This is a genomic window from Paenarthrobacter sp. PPS72, assembly GCF_048537125.1.
GTDB classification, from domain to species: Bacteria; Actinomycetota; Actinomycetes; order Actinomycetales; family Micrococcaceae; genus Arthrobacter; species Arthrobacter nitroguajacolicus_E.
Genome location: NZ_JBLYIE010000003.1, coordinates 100,945 through 115,713, shown reverse-complemented (window position 1 = coordinate 115,713; position 14,769 = coordinate 100,945). Strand labels below are relative to the sequence as shown.

General features: G+C 63.7%; 11 protein-coding genes and 1 riboswitch. Of the genes, 5 read left to right on the top strand and 6 right to left on the bottom strand.

Annotated features, from left to right (window positions below; genetic code table 11):
• The 6 genes from ACLRGI_RS01330 to ACLRGI_RS01305 all read right to left on the bottom strand — a co-directional run.
• A partial coding sequence (locus ACLRGI_RS01330; protein ID WP_419199928.1) for a serine dehydratase beta chain occupies nucleotides 1-405 on the bottom strand: 405 nt, incomplete at its 3' end.
• Nucleotides 406-922: 517 nt separating this feature from the next.
• The gene (glyA, locus tag ACLRGI_RS01325) at nucleotides 923-2,242 is read right to left on the bottom strand and encodes a serine hydroxymethyltransferase (RefSeq protein ID WP_419199927.1); all 1,320 of its coding nucleotides are present in this window, start codon (nucleotides 2,240-2,242) and stop codon (nucleotides 923-925) included.
• Nucleotides 2,239-2,622: a glycine cleavage system protein GcvH gene (gcvH, locus tag ACLRGI_RS01320; RefSeq protein ID WP_419199926.1), complete on the bottom strand. Its 384-nt coding sequence runs from the start codon at nucleotides 2,620-2,622 to the stop codon at nucleotides 2,239-2,241. Before gcvH ends, glyA begins: the two co-directional genes overlap by 4 nt.
• Nucleotides 2,623-2,705: 83 nt before the next feature.
• Nucleotides 2,706-3,854, bottom strand: a complete 1,149-nt coding sequence (gene gcvT, locus ACLRGI_RS01315) for a glycine cleavage system aminomethyltransferase GcvT (protein ID WP_419199925.1) — start codon at nucleotides 3,852-3,854, stop codon at nucleotides 2,706-2,708.
• 10 nt (nucleotides 3,855-3,864) lie between these two features.
• Nucleotides 3,865-6,729: an aminomethyl-transferring glycine dehydrogenase gene (gene gcvP, locus ACLRGI_RS01310; RefSeq protein ID WP_419199924.1), complete on the bottom strand. Its 2,865-nt coding sequence runs from the start codon at nucleotides 6,727-6,729 to the stop codon at nucleotides 3,865-3,867.
• A gap of 149 nt (nucleotides 6,730-6,878) precedes the next feature.
• Nucleotides 6,879-6,977, bottom strand: a riboswitch (glycine riboswitch).
• 74 nt (nucleotides 6,978-7,051) lie between these two features.
• Entirely contained in the window at nucleotides 7,052-8,581 is a 1,530-nt protein-coding gene (locus ACLRGI_RS01305) for a PucR family transcriptional regulator (protein WP_419199923.1), read from the bottom strand.
• A 187-nt stretch (nucleotides 8,582-8,768) separates the two neighbouring features.
• On the opposite strand from ACLRGI_RS01305, the gene speB reads away from it, so the two are divergent.
• The 5 genes from speB to mscL all read left to right on the top strand — a co-directional run bounded on the left by speB (nucleotide 8,769) and on the right by mscL (nucleotide 14,726).
• The gene (gene speB, locus ACLRGI_RS01300) at nucleotides 8,769-9,791 is read left to right on the top strand and encodes an agmatinase (protein WP_419199922.1); all 1,023 of its coding nucleotides are present in this window, start codon (nucleotides 8,769-8,771) and stop codon (nucleotides 9,789-9,791) included.
• Nucleotides 9,788-11,230 (top strand): purine-cytosine permease family protein, encoded by a 1,443-nt coding sequence (locus tag ACLRGI_RS01295; RefSeq protein WP_419199921.1) that lies wholly within the window; start codon nucleotides 9,788-9,790, stop codon nucleotides 11,228-11,230. The genes speB and ACLRGI_RS01295 overlap by 4 nt, the downstream gene beginning before the upstream one ends.
• A gap of 50 nt (nucleotides 11,231-11,280) precedes the next feature.
• Nucleotides 11,281-12,792: an aldehyde dehydrogenase family protein gene (locus ACLRGI_RS01290; RefSeq protein ID WP_419199920.1), complete on the top strand. Its 1,512-nt coding sequence runs from the start codon at nucleotides 11,281-11,283 to the stop codon at nucleotides 12,790-12,792.
• Between the two features lie 29 nt (nucleotides 12,793-12,821).
• Nucleotides 12,822-14,105, top strand: a complete 1,284-nt coding sequence (locus tag ACLRGI_RS01285) for a D-arabinono-1,4-lactone oxidase (RefSeq protein ID WP_419199919.1) — start codon at nucleotides 12,822-12,824, stop codon at nucleotides 14,103-14,105.
• 156 nt (nucleotides 14,106-14,261) lie between these two features.
• On the top strand, nucleotides 14,262-14,726 hold the full coding sequence (gene mscL, locus ACLRGI_RS01280) for a large conductance mechanosensitive channel protein MscL (protein WP_419199918.1): 465 nt from the start codon (nucleotides 14,262-14,264) through the stop codon (nucleotides 14,724-14,726).
• Nucleotides 14,727-14,769 lie beyond the last annotated feature (43 nt).

Genomic DNA, 14,769 nt, shown 5'->3' with positions numbered 1-14,769 from the left:
CCCAGCATCAGAAACAGCAAACCTCATCCCGTTCGTATGCCGCGGCAACACCGTCAACGGATGCAAGACCATATCCTCCACCGCATAATCCAAGAGCACATCGCCAGCCAGGTTGAGCTTTCCCGTCTCAGCGATGGAAGCCAACCGCTCCTCCACCTCATCAGGCAGAATCTTTTCGGGGTGATACCCCTCCAAGCCCAGCAGAGTAGCCGTCATGGTTCCATGCCCACGACCCGTCGCAGCCAACGAACCATACAGATCAACCCGCAAGCCTGTCACGGAGTCCAGCAGCCCGGATTCACGCAGCTCACGGGCAAACACCGCCCCGGCCCGCATCGGCCCAACAGTATGAGAACTCGATGGACCAATACCCACAGAGAACAGATCAAAGACCCCAACGGCCATGGTTTTTCCTCACTAAGTAAAACGAAACAGAACCCGCCCGGCCCCCAACAAACGGAGCGGACCCCACAAAATCCCGGCGCCCCCACGCCCTTTCGATGCTTCGCCCCCAAACATGCCGCGCGCCCGGCACATCCCGCAGCAAACCCACGAATCGGACCAAGACCCCAGCCCAAACCAACCCCACGCCCAAGGAACACCCCCGGCAGCTGGACCAATCTACAACAAGCGAAGCTGGCTCCCGAGGAACACTCTCGGCAGCTGAATCCATCCACAAACAAGCAAACCCCTGAGTCTTGCCCCATCCGTGCAACCCGACTCTGTGCAACCCGACCGGGCCCCCTTGGGGCCGGCATCCGGAAGCGGGCGTCCAAGGGAGCATCGCATCCGCTCAGCGGATGCCTATGCGACCGAGCCCGCGGAGGATGTCGGCCCCAACGGGTCCCAACGCGGGAACCCACGGCGCCACCCCAGACGGACCAACCCAACGTGCGACCCCAGGGGCGAACCCGACGGGCTACTAAGAGAGGTCCGCGACCCCCGGATACAGCGGGTGCGCCTTGGCAAGCACGTCAACGCGGTGCCGCAACCCGGAAAGGTCCGCATCGGCGTCGGCGATCAACACTTCGGCGATGATGTCCGCGACCTCACGGAAGGCTGCTTCCCCGAACCCGCGGGTAGCCAACGCCGGGGTGCCGATGCGCAGGCCGGAGGTGACCATGGGCGGGCGGGGGTCGAAGGGGACTGCGTTGCGGTTGACGGTGATGTCGATCGCGGCGAGGCGGTCTTCGGCTTGCTGACCGTCGAGTTCGCAGTTGCGGAGGTCCACGAGGACCAGGTGAACGTCGGTGCCGCCGGAGACCACGCTGATGCGCTTGGCGGCGACGTCGGGCTGGACGAGTCGTTCTGCGAGGATGCGGGCACCGGCGAGGACACGTTCCTGACGTTCGCGGAACTCTTCGGTAGCGGCGATCTTGAACGCGACGGCCTTGCCGGCGATGACGTGCTCGAGCGGCCCGCCTTGTTGGCCCGGGAACACGGCCGAGTTGATCTTCTTGGCGATGTCGGCGTCGTTGGAGAGGATGATGCCGCCGCGCGGACCGGCGAGGGTCTTGTGCGTGGTGGACGTGGTGACGTGGGCGTGCGGGACTGGCGAGGGGTGCAGGCCAGCGGCAACGAGGCCGGCGAAGTGGGCCATGTCCACCATCAGGTAGGCACCCACGGAGTCAGCGATGCGGCGGAACTCGGCGAAGTCCAGCTGCCGCGCATAAGCGGACCAACCGGCCACGATGAGTGCCGGTTTGTGCGCCTGTGCCAGGGCCTCTACCTCGGCCATGTCCACGGTGTGGGTGTCCTCGCGGACGCCGTAGGGGACCACGTTGTAAAGCTTGCCCGAGAAGTTGATGCGCATGCCGTGGGTCAGGTGTCCGCCGTGGGCGAGGTTCAGGCCTATGATGGTGTCGCCCGGCTTGATCAGGGCGTGCATCACCGAGGCGTTGGCCTGGGCTCCGGAGTGCGGCTGGACGTTCGCGTACTCGGCACCAAAGAGGGCCTTGATGCGATCAATCGCGAGCTGCTCGATCACATCAACGTGTTCGCAGCCGCCGTAGTAGCGCTTGCCCGGGTAACCTTCGGCGTACTTGTTGGTCAATACCGAGCCTTGGGCCTGCATCACGGCAACGGCGGTGTGGTTCTCGGAGGCGATCATTTCCAGGCCGTCGCGCTGGCGAGCCAGTTCGTCGTCGATCTTCGCGGCGATCTCGGGGTCCAGCTCGGACAGCCGGGCGTCCAACGACGCCGAAACAACCTGCTGAAAGTCAGTCACAGATACCGGGTTCACAGTTCTCCACCATTCGTTGCAGCGTATTCTTCGGCCGACATGAGCGGCCCTTCGGACGTGGCGGCAACCTTGAACAGCCAGCCGGCACCATAGGGATCGTTATTGATGAGGGCGGGATCGCTGACGACGGCGTCGTTGATCTCGGTCACCTCACCCGTCACCGGCGAGTACAGGTCGGACACCGACTTGGTCGATTCCACCTCGCCACACGTCTCGCCGGCGGTCACTGTGGAACCAACCTCGGGGAGGTCCACGTACACAATGTCGCCCAGGGCGTCAGCGGCAACCGCCGAAATCCCGATCCCTACGGGCCCGTCACCGTCGACGGCAACCCACTCGTGCTCAGCCGAGTACTTCAGCTCGGCAACTACTTTGCTCATTCCAATTCCTTCTCTCTGAGAGTTTTTGTACAGCTGATGCCCTTAACAGGGCCTCATAAGGGCGTTATATGTACACAAACTCCCTATTTCTGGCGCTTGTAGAACGGCAGTGCCACTACTTCGAACGGCTCGGCTTTGCCTCGGAGGTCCACGTCCACGATCGTGCCGGGTTCTGAATGCTCGACGTCGACATACGCCAAGGCGATCGGGTAACCGAGCGTCGGGCTTGGCTGGCCGGAGGTGACTTCGCCGATGAGCGAGCCGTCTTTGAGGACCGAATAGTGGGCGCGGGCCGCACGGCGTCCGGTGCCTTTGAGACCAACGAGCTTCTGTCCAAGGGTGGATCCGACGCCGGCGGCCTTGATGGCTGTGAGCGCATCGCGGCCGATGAAGTCGCTTTCCTTGGCCAGGGAAACTACGGGACCCAGTCCTGCTGCGTAAGCGTTGACGTGGCGGTTGAGCTCGTTGCCGTAGAGGGGCATGCCGGCTTCCAGGCGCAGCGAGTCGCGGGCTGCGAGGCCTGCCGGGATGAGTCCGTGGCCTTCCCCTGCCTCGAGCAGGGCTTCCCAGAGGCCCGCGGCGTCAACGTTCGGGACGTAGATCTCGAACCCGTCTTCGCCGGTGTATCCGGTTCGGGCGAGCAGCAGGTCTTGCGTGCCGCCGTCGAAAGTAATCCCTACCTCAACTGCCGCGTAGTACTTCAGTTCCGTGACCAATGCGTGCTGATCGGCCGGAATGAGGGACAACAGGATGGCTTCGGCGTTCGGGCCCTGCACGGCGACGAGGGACGTCTCGGCGGAAGCGTCTTCCACCGCAACGTTAAAACCGGCCGCGCGCTTCAGAAGCGCCTCAGCGGCCACCTTCGCGTTGCCCGCATTGGGGACCACGAGGTAGCTGTCCACACCGTCCTCCGGAGAGGGCCGGCGGTAGGTGATGAGGTCGTCGATGATGCCGCCGTCCGCATTGCAGATCAGCGAGTACTTGGCCTTGCCCACCGCGATCGCCGACAACTTACCCACCAGCGCGTAGTCCAGGAACGCGGCTGCGTCGGGCCCGGTGACCCAGACTTCACCCATGTGGGAGAGGTCGAACAGGCCAGCGGACTTGCGGACCGCGTGGTGTTCGGCGAGCTCGGACTCGTATTTGAGGGGCATCTGCCAGCCGCCGAAATCGGTGAAGGACGCGCCGGCCTTTTTGTGCTGCTCGTAGAGAGCAGTGTAGTTCTCAGACATGTGGGGGTCCTTAGTTTTCGAACGCTTCGAGGGGAGGGCAGGAGCACACGAGGTTTCGGTCACCTGCGGCGCCGTCGATCCGGCCGACCGGCGGGAAGTACTTGTCCTGCTTGAGATGGTGGACAGGGAACGCGGCCTGCTCGCGCGGGTAGTCGCGGTCCCAATCGGAACTTACGACGGCGGCAGCTGTGTGCGGTGCGTTGCGCAGCGGCGACTTCTCAACAGTGAAATCACCGCCGGCCACCTGCTCGATCTCGGCACGGATGGTGATCATGGCCTCGATGAAGCGGTCGATCTCGGCCAGGTCTTCGGATTCGGTGGGCTCCACCATCAAGGTGCCCGCAACGGGGAACGCGAGGGTGGGGGCGTGGAAGCCGAAGTCGATCAGGCGCTTGGCCACGTCTTCGGCAGTCACTCCCGTTCGGGCGGTCAGTTCGCGGAGGTCCAGGATGCATTCGTGGGCCACGAGCCCGCCCTCGCCGGTGTACAGGACCGGGAAGTGCTCATCCAAACGCGAGGCAACATAGTTCGCAGCCAACAGCGCGGACTTGGTTGCTTCCGTCAGCCCTTGCCCGCCCATGAGCTTCACGTACGCCCAGGAGATGGGCAGCACGCCAGCGGAGCCGTAACGGGAAGCCGAGATGGCCACGCCGTGCCCTTCCTCATGAGCGGCTTTGTTGGCATCGCCCGGCATGAACGGAGCCAGGTGTGCCTTCGCAGCAACCGGACCAACACCGGGTCCGCCGCCACCATGCGGGATGCAGAAGGTTTTGTGCAGGTTCAGGTGGGACACGTCCCCGCCGAACTTGCCCGGCTGGGCCAAACCAACCAGTGCGTTCAAGTTGGCGCCGTCAACGTACACTTGGCCACCGGCTGCGTGGATCGCGTCACAGACTTCGCGGACGTCGGCGTCGTACACGCCGTGGGTGGACGGGTAGGTGATCATGATGCAGGACAGGACATCCTTGTTTGCTTCGATCTTGGCGGTCAGGTCCGCGTGATCGATGGTGCCATCAGGCGCGGTGGCCACCACTACTACCTTCATGCCGGCCAGCACAGCGGAGGCCGCATTGGTGCCGTGAGCGGAAGCCGGGATAAGGCAGACAGTGCGCTGCTCGTCGCCGCGGGACAGGTGGTAGCCGCGGATGGCGAGGAGCCCGGCGAGCTCACCCTGGGACCCCGCGTTCGGCTGGATGGACACTTGGTCGTAGCCGGTGATCTCCGTGAGGTCCGCTTCCAGGTCCTCAATCAGCTCGCGCCAACCCGCTGTTTGGTGGTCCGGAGCAAACGGGTGGATGGAGGCGAACTCAGGCCAGGAAATGGCTTCCATTTCAGCGGTGGCATTCAGCTTCATGGTGCACGAACCCAGTGGGATCATGGTGCGGTCCAACGCGAGGTCCCGGTCTGACAGCTTGCGGATGTAGCGCAACAGCTGCGTCTCGGAACGGTGCGTGTTGAACACCGGGTGCTGCAGGAAATCGGAGGTTCGGACAACATCGGCGGGCAGTTCGAACCCGGCAGCATCGCCTACAGGACCGGCACCAAAGGCGACGGCGACTGCGGAGAGGACCTCCGGCGTCGTGGTTTCATCAACGGAGACGCCCACGGTGTCTGCGTCGATGAGGCGGAGGTTGATGCCTCGGGCTTCGGCGGCGGCGATGACCTTGTCCGCCTTGCCGGGGACGCGGACGGTCAGGGTGTCGAAGAAGGCCTCGGAGACGAGTTCGCGGCCGGCCTTCTGCAGGGCGGTAGCCAAAACGCGGGCATGGCCGTGGACGGTTTCGGCGATCGACTTCAAACCTTCGGGGCCGTGGTACACGGCATACATGGAGGCCACGATCGCGAGCAGTGCCTGCGCAGTGCAGATGTTGGACGTGGCCTTTTCGCGGCGAATGTGCTGCTCGCGGGTTTGCAGGGCCAGGCGGTAGGCGGGGACGCCGGCGTTGTCCTTGGAAACACCAACGATGCGGCCCGGTAGTGTGCGTTCCATGCCTTCGCGGACAGCCATGTAGGCGGCGTGCGGGCCGCCGAAGAACAGCGGGACGCCGAAGCGCTGCGCGGTTCCGACGGCGATGTCCGCACCTTGCTCGCCCGGGGGCGTGATGAGGGTGAGCGCCAGCAAATCGGCTGCGACCGTGACCAGAGCGCCGCCTTCCTTGGCCGCAGCGATGACGCCGGAGTGATCAAAAACGCGGCCCGAAACACCCGGTTGCTGCAGGACGATACCGTTGATGTCGCCGTCGGGAAGGCCGGCGCTGAGGTCGGCAATCTCAACCTCGAAGCCCAGTGCCTCGGCGCGTCCCTTCACAATGGCGATGGTCTGCGGGAGGAGGTCGGCGTCCAGGACAGTCTTGCCGTCCTTGGCGCCTGCGTTTTGTCCGGTGGACTTATTCGCCCGGCGCATCAACAGCACGGCCTCAGCCACAGCGGTGGCTTCGTCCAGCAGAGAAGCATTGGCTACGGGAAGTCCCGTGAGATCCTGCACCATGGTCTGGAAGTTGAGCAGCGCTTCAAGGCGGCCCTGGGAAATTTCCGGCTGGTACGGCGTGTAGGCCGTGTACCAAGCGGGAGCTTCGAGGATGTTGCGGCGGATCACCGGCGGCGTGACGGTGTCGTAGTAGCCCTGGCCGATCATCTGGACGGCGGTCTTGTTCTTGGACGCGAGCTTGCGGAGCTCGGCGAGGACCTGCACCTCGGTGAGGGCATCCTGCAGTTTCAGGGCAGTTTCCTGGCGGATGGAATCGGGAACCGCGACGTCTACCAAGCCGTCGACAGAGTCGTAGCCGATGGCCTTGAGCATGGTGTCAACGTCGGCTTGGCGGCGGGTGCCGATATGCCGGTCCGCGAAGGCGGTGGGGGTTGATTGAACAGTCAAGAGGAACTCCATGATTCAGGCGCCCAGTGAGCGCCACGATGATGTGGGGTTCCTCCCCGCTCTGTATTGGACCTGAGAGATTCCGCAGGGATGGTTGCCTGCTTGCACCGTCGGTGAGCCCGGTTACCCGGACTGCTTTCCAGAGTTGCCTAACCGCGGCGGTACATGGGCCTGAGAGATTCCTGGGGAGGATTTGCTCCTACGGCGCCTGACTGGATGTACCGGCAGGACTCTCCCGCCGCAGATCAAAAGCGTTGCATCACGTGAGTGACACGCTTCACACCATAGCGGGTTCTTTTCTATAAGCGCAAGCAAGGCGAAGCTACTCATGCATCGCCTCATGGATCTGCAGGGCGAACCACAACTGCGCCACGGTGGAGGTCTCACCCATGTCCAGCCCCGTCAGTTCGCCGATTTTCCGCATCCGGTAAATGATGGTTTGCCGGTGGGCGAAGAGCGCCGTCGCGGTCTTCTGCCAGGAACGCTGCGAGTCCAAATACGTCCTCAGCGTGAGGATCAGATCCCCCTCTTGGCCCTGTTCATAGTCAAAAATCGGACCCAGCAGACGCCTGACCAGCGCCGTTCCTTCCTCGAAACCGGTGAGTCCAAGCCACGATGGTCCCTCGGCGTAGCGGGCCAGCCCCAGCTTGTTGGCCCGGGCGGAACCAAGCGCCCAGAGGGACTCCTGCAATGCCCTTTGGATGCCTGTGACGTCGGCAGGCGCACTGATCCCGATGGACGTTTCCACGCCGGCGCAGTGCACCAGGACGTCATCCGGCACGTCGGCAGGGACCACTACGTGGAGCCTGTTGTTCCGCTTCAAGGACGCCGACGCAACCCCGTGCCGCCATAGTTCAATGTGGACGTTGGCCAGCTTGTCGCCGTCGTCGGCTGTTGCTTGCCCGGCCGTCTTTTGATCGGTCGCGGCCGTCAGGGAGGCGAGCAGGAAAGCCTGGGGCGGAACGTCGAAAACGGCCAAGCGGCTCTCCATCTCGGCTGCCCCCAGGCGCCCATCCATGGCCTGCAGCAGGAATTCGCCGGCCAGCCGATGGCGGCCCTCCAGGGACAAGACGATGCGTGAAAGCTGCAGTCCCAGCACGGTCGCGGCATGGAGGAGTACGACGGCGTCCGGGTGCGGTTCGTTGTGGGGCAGCACCACCAGGAGCGCGTTGGCATGCGTGGGAATGTCCATGGTGAGCACGTGCCGGCCGCGGATGCGGTGCCATTGGAAGTTCTTCCCCGCGAGGGATACCTGCCCGGACAAAGGAGCCCACTCCTCGGCAAGGAACGCGGGGAGGGCCTGCCCGTCCGGATGCCAGGGATGAAGGCAACGTCGGTCAACCACGAACAGGTCCGCGTCGAGCTCGGTCGCCAGCCGCTGGACCAGGCTTTGCCAATGGTCTTCGGAAGCTCCGGCCGTGCGGAGCAGATCGTAGACGCGGGCAGTTTGGCGCAGCCGACGCGACTCTTCGAGCAGGGAGGATTCGGCCACGGACCGGGCGATCGCGATGAACGGCAGCGGGTACGGGATGTTGATTAGAGGCAATGGGAGGTTTTCGCAGGCCGCCACGAATTCCTGGGTGAGGGGCGGGGCGTGCATCTTCTCGCCGATCGCCAACGCACTGGCACCGCTGTCCATGAGCGCCTCCGCGAGCGCCACCTGGCCTACAGGGTCGGCGGGAATGGAGAGGCCGTTGGTCATCATGAGCTCTCCACCGGTGACCCATTCCCAGAGCCTGGGCAGGTCCGAGGTGTGGGCCCAGGTGATGCGGTTGTCCAGGCCCGCGGATCCGGCCAGGAGGGTGAGTCCGAGTTGCGGCTCTGCGATGAGTTCGGCCACGGTGATAGCCATTTTTTGTGCTCCTGAATCCCTGGTGCGGCACGTTGTGGCGCCGTTCCCAGCGGGACTTAGACATTCGTCTAAACGACTCGACCATTTGTAGTCAATGTACCGCTATCCGGGGTGATCCACGTCACCAAGAATGGAATTACTAACTTCCCGCTCAACGGCGAGCACCCCTCACCCCAAGGATCCGTCAATGACAACGCACAAGCCCATCGGCCCTGTCGACGCAACCAAAGTCCCCCGCTATGCAGGGCTGGGAACCTTCGCCCGGCTCCCCCAAATCGACCGCGTCCCGGACTACGACATTGCCATTGTCGGCGTACCGTTCGACGGCGGAACCTCCTTCCGCCCCGGCGCCCGTTTCGGTCCTGCCGCAGTCCGCGAGGCTTCCCGCCTCCTGCGCCCCGGCTACCACCCGGAGCTCGACGTCGAACCGGTGTACGAAGCCCAGGTTGTGGATGCCGGCGACATCGCCTGCACCCCCTACGACATCACCCGGGCTGTCCGGGAAATCGAAGAGCAGGCATTGCCCTTGATCAGCGGAGGCAACGGGCTCGGTGGGGGCAAGCGGCTCATCTCCATCGGCGGCGACCACACCATCGCCCTTCCCATGCTGCGGGCGCTGAATACAGTCCACGGTCCGGTGGCACTCCTGCATTTCGATGCGCATCTGGACACTTGGGATACCTACTTTGACCAGCCCATCACACACGGCACCATCTTCCGGCGGGCGTTCGAGGAAGGCCTGCTGGTGGAGGACAAGTCGATGCACGTGGGTATCCGCGGGCCTGTTTATGACCGCAACGACTTCCTCCGCGACCACGAGTTCGGGTTCCAGATCATCCGTTGCTCGGACCTGGATGTCATCGGCGTTCCGGCTGCCATCCAGCGCGTGAAAGAACGCCTTGGCGATACGCCGGTGTACGTCTCCATCGACATCGACGTCCTGGACCCGGCGTTTGCCCCCGGCACCGGCACGCCGGAGATGGGCGGGCTCCACTCCCGCGAACTCCTGGCCTTGCTCCGCGGCCTGGACGGCATCAACATTGTGGGCGCCGACGTCGTGGAAGTCGCCCCGGCGTACGACCATGCGGACATCACCACCGTTGCCGCCGCCACCCTGGTGTTCGATCTCCTGGGCCTCATGGTGAACCGCAGCAAAGCAACCGGCACTGCCGATCGTGAGCTCCAAGCAGTCTCGGCGAGCGCATCATGAGCACGCCCGCAGCTTCCACCGAGGTTCCCCGCCTCGAGGACAAAACCATCCAGCCCATCCCGGCCAATGAGCGGCACGGCAAGGCCCGCGACCTCTTCACCATCTGGTTCGGCTCCAACATCATGATCATGACCATCGTGACCGGCGGACTGGCCACCACGGTGTTCGGCCTCGGCTTTGTCCCGGCAATCGTGGGAATCATCATCGGCAACGTGGTGGGCGGCATCTTCATGGCGCTGCACTCGGCGCAGGGCCCACAACTGGGTGTGGCACAGATGATCCAGACCCGCGGCCAGTTCGGCTCCTTCGGTGCCCTCTTAATCGTGGTCATCGTGGTGGTCATGTACGTCGGCTTCTTCGCAGCGAACCTCGTGTTCGGCGGGGAAGCGATGGCCGCCGTCAGCCCGGGCATCAGCGTGGACGCAGGCATCATCATCATTGGCGTCGTTAGCGTAATCGCCACCATCTTCGGTTACCGTCTCATCCACGCCTATGCCCGCGTCCTCAGCGTCGCGGCCGGACTGGCACTGCTCCTGGCTTTCGGCTGGATACTGATGGTCCATGGACTGCCCGGAAACTTCCTGGAGACGGGCAACTTCAACTGGGTGGGCTTCATGGGGACCATCTCCGTCTCCGCCCTGTGGCAGCTGGCCTACGCGCCCTACGTCTCCGACTACTCCCGCTACATGCCGCAAGGCACCGGCTCCGCTCCGGCTTTCTGGGCATCATATTCAGGCTGCGTGCTGGGCACACTGTTCCCCATGATTCTTGGTGCACTGGTGGGTACGCTCGCCGTCTCCATGAGCAGCGGCGACGTCGAAATCGTCGGCAGCCTGGGTGCCCTGCTCCAGCCGTGGACCCTGATCATTGTTGGAATCTTCTGCCTGGGCGTCGCGGCCTCGAACGCCATGAACCTGTACTGCGGCGTCCTGTGCACCCTCACCATCGGGCAGACCTTCAAACCGAGTTGGTTGCCCCGTGCCAAGACCCGCAGCATCGCGGCAGTCATCCTCTTCGTCGTCGCCGTTTCCATCGCCCTCTTTGCCCGCGACAACTTCATCCTCTTCTACACCAATTTCCTCTCCTTCCTGATGTACGTCCTGGTTCCGTGGACCGCCATCAACCTGGTGGACTACTACCTTCTGCGGCACGGCGACTACCGGGTTGAAGACTTCTTCAAGCGCGACGGCGGCGTGTACGGGCGGTTTAATTGGGTGGCCATCGGCTCCTACATCGCCGGCGCCCTGATTCAGGTTCCCTTCTCGGCAACCGCCATCTACACGGGCCCGTTGGCTGCCGCGCTGGGTGGAGTGGACATCTCATGGATTGTTGGCCTGGTAGTGGTGGCTCCCCTCTACTACGTTGCGGCCCGCGTGTTCCGGAAGAAGGCAGAGCCCGCACCCTTTCCCGCTACGGCGCTTACCCCTGACCTGATCTGAACCTCCTCTGACCCGCCCCGCCCCCTAGCCTCCCCCGAAAGCGAATCATCATGACCACCCAGACCGAGCAGTTCACCGTCCGACGCTCAGACGCCCACACCTCTGTCCCCCAGCAACCCGCCCTTCCCCTGCCTCCGGCGGGGCACTTCATCAACGGTTCCTTCGTCCCCGGTTCCACGGGCCTGCTGATCGACGTCGTGAACCCCACCACCGAGGCGGTCATCGCCTCAGTCCAGGCGGGAACCGCCGGCGACGTGGACACCGCGGTGGCTGCCGCCGTCGTCGCCCAAAAAACCTGGGGTGCCACCACCCCGAAAGAACGTGCGGATGTCCTGAACTTGATCGCGAACATCATCGAGGAAAACCGGGCTGCTTTCGAGGCGATCGAGTCCGCCAACACGGGCAAACCGCGCGCCGTATCCGAGGACGACGTTTCGAGCACCATCGATACGTTCCGGTTCATGGCCGGAGCCTCACGTACCCTGACTTCCATGGCCGGCGGCGACTACGCCACGGACCACACCTCGGTGATCCTCCGCGAACCGGTAGGGGTGGTGGGTGTCATTACTCCGTGGAACTACCCGCTGCTGATGGCCGCCTGGAAGATTGCGCCTATCCTCGCCGCCGGCAACAGCATCGTCATCAAGCCCTCCGAACAGACCCCCTTGTCCACATTGAAGCTGGTGGAAATGCTGGCCGGGCGCATCCCGGATGGCATCCTCAACGTGGTCACCGGCCGTGGCCGGACCGTCGGACAACGTCTCTCGGAGCATCCCGACATTGCCTTGGTGGCCCTCACCGGCAGCGTAGTCAGCGGCCAGGCCGTGGCCGAAACCGCCGCGAAATCGGTCAAACGCGTCCACTTGGAGCTCGGCGGCAAGGCTCCTGTTGTTGTCTTTCCCGACGCCGACCTCCGCGCCGCCGCTGCCGGTGTCCGCAACGCCGGCTTCTGGAACGCCGGCCAGGACTGCGGCGCTGCCTGCCGGGTGCTGGTGCACGAGTCCGTGGCCGAGGAATTCACCGAGCACCTGGTCCGGGAGGTCGGCACATTGGTCATCGGCGCACCGGACGCCGGGGACGACGTCGAAATCGGCCCCATGATCTCCCTCCCGCACTATGAACGAGTCAAGGAGTCGCTCGCGGAAGCGCGCCGGGCGGGACTCACCATGGCTATCGGCGGATCCGCACTGGAAGGTCCCGGCTACTTCATCGAGCCCACGGTCATCAGCAACGTGCCGGCGGGTGCACACATCGCCACGCACGAAATCTTCGGGCCCGTGGTTACCGTGGAAACCTTCAGCACCACCGAGGAAGCCGTGACCCGCGCGAACGAGAGCCCCTACGGTTTGTCGGCCTCGGTGTGGACGCGTGATTCGAGCCTTTCCCTCCGGATTCCCAAGCAGCTGGACTTCGGAACTGTGTGGGTCAATGCACACCTTGTCTTGGCATGCGAGGTACCGTGGGGCGGATTCAAGGGTTCCGGCTATGGCCGCGACCTCTCGCTCTACGCCCTGGACGATTACTCGCGGACCAAACACGTCATGATCAACCACGGCGCGTAGGCGCACAGACAAGCAACGGAGCTTTCACCATGACCACCAACATTTCCCGGGCACCTGCCGCGGCCACCCCCACGGCCCCGTTCACCACGGATGCCACGTGGACCAACTGGGGTGGCAACCAAAGCGCGACACCCGCCTTCACCGTTCGGCCCAGGAATGAGCAAGAAGCGCTCGACGCCGTCCGTTTCGCCATCCGCGAGGGCTTGCCTGTGCGGGCGGTCGGCTCAGGGCACTCGTCCTCGCCTTTGGTTCAGACCGGCGGTGTGCTGATGGACATGTCGGGGCTCTCCGCCATCACCGGGACCGACCGTTCAGGGCGCCGCGCCCGGGCATTGGCGGGCACCACCATCAACGCCTTCGGGGATGCCCTGTGGGAGAAGGGCCTGGCACTCAGCAACCAGGGCGACATCGACAAACAGCAGATCGCAGGCGCCCTGGCCACCAGCACCCACGGATCCGGCAAGGATTTGGGCAGCTTCTCGTCCAAACTGCGGTGGGTGAAACTGATCAATGGGTACGGCGAAATCGTGGAAATCGGAGAGGGCCAACTTCGCGAGCTTCGCGCCGCCCAGACAGCCCTGGGCACCTTGGGGATCTTCCTGGAAGTCGAGTTAGCCGTGGAGGACAGCTACTACCTGCAGGAACAGATCACCTACCCCACGTGGGCCGAAACCACCGCTACCTGGCAGGCCGACATCGATGACAACAGGCACTACTCCTTCCTGTGGTGCCCCGAAGATGACTCCTGTGAACTCCTGGACCTTCCCGGTTCGCCCGATCACAGCATGGGAGGCCGCAGCTACACCAAGCGGTACAACGTGGCTTCCGTCCGGGACGAAAGCCGGCTCTCCGACGTCGAAGGTTCCCGTCTGGACCGTTCCTACCGGATTTACCCGGGCGGCTTCACCACGCAGTTCCATGAACTTGAGTACTTTGTCCGCAGCGAGGACGGTTTGGTGGCCGTCGAAGCCATCCAGGAAATGATCCGCAGCAAATACCCCGAGCAGAAGTACCCCGTGGAGGTCCGCTGGGTAAAGTCAGACGACGCCTACCTGTCCCAATTCCAAGGCCGCGACAGCACCGTCATCACGCTGACCACCGAGCCCGGAACCGACTACTGGCAGTTCTTCCGCGATGCCGATGCCGTGCTGCAGGATTTCGAGCCGCGCGCCCACTGGGGGAAGATTCACTTCATGACCCGTAGCCGCCTCGAACGCCTCTACCCGGAGCTGGACACTTTCCTCCAGGTCCGCCGCGAGTTCGATCCCCGCGGCATGTTCCTCAACGACCACACCCGCTCCCTCCTCGCCTGACGCTCTCTCACATCCCAAGCCCTTCCGCCCGATCCTCTCTCACATCCCAAGCCCTTCCGCTCGATCCTCTCTCACCTGTGACAACCCCCCGAAACCTCGGAGTGGTAGTTTGATCTCTGCTGAGCCAGACACCCGCACCCAATCGGAGGACCATCCATGCTTAAGGGTTTCAAGGACTTCATACTTCGCGGCAACGTGATCGAGTTAGCCATTGCCGTAGTCATCGGCAGTGCTTTCACCGCCCTCGTTGCTGCTTTTACCACCAACATCATCAATCCCGTGATCGCCGCCGCCGGCGGCATGAACGCTGACGGACTCGGCTTCAAGATCTGGGAAAACAACCCTGCCACGTTCGTCAACTTCGGCGCTGTGCTCACCGCGCTTGTGACCTTCGTGATCACCGCTGCCGTGGTGTACTTCATCTTCGTGGCACCCATGAACAAGATCAATTCCCTGGTCAAGAACCGCCTCGCCACCGAAGAACCCGAGGAAGAACCGCTCCCCGCAGACACTGCCCTGCTGGCCGAAATCCGTGATCTCCTCAAGGATGCAGCGGCCGCCCGAGGTACTGGTCGGAGCTCAGACTTCAACTCGGACCTCGACTCCGACCGCACACGTTAAGATCCTCCGCTCACCGCGCGCGCTGCTTCGCGGTTGCGACACA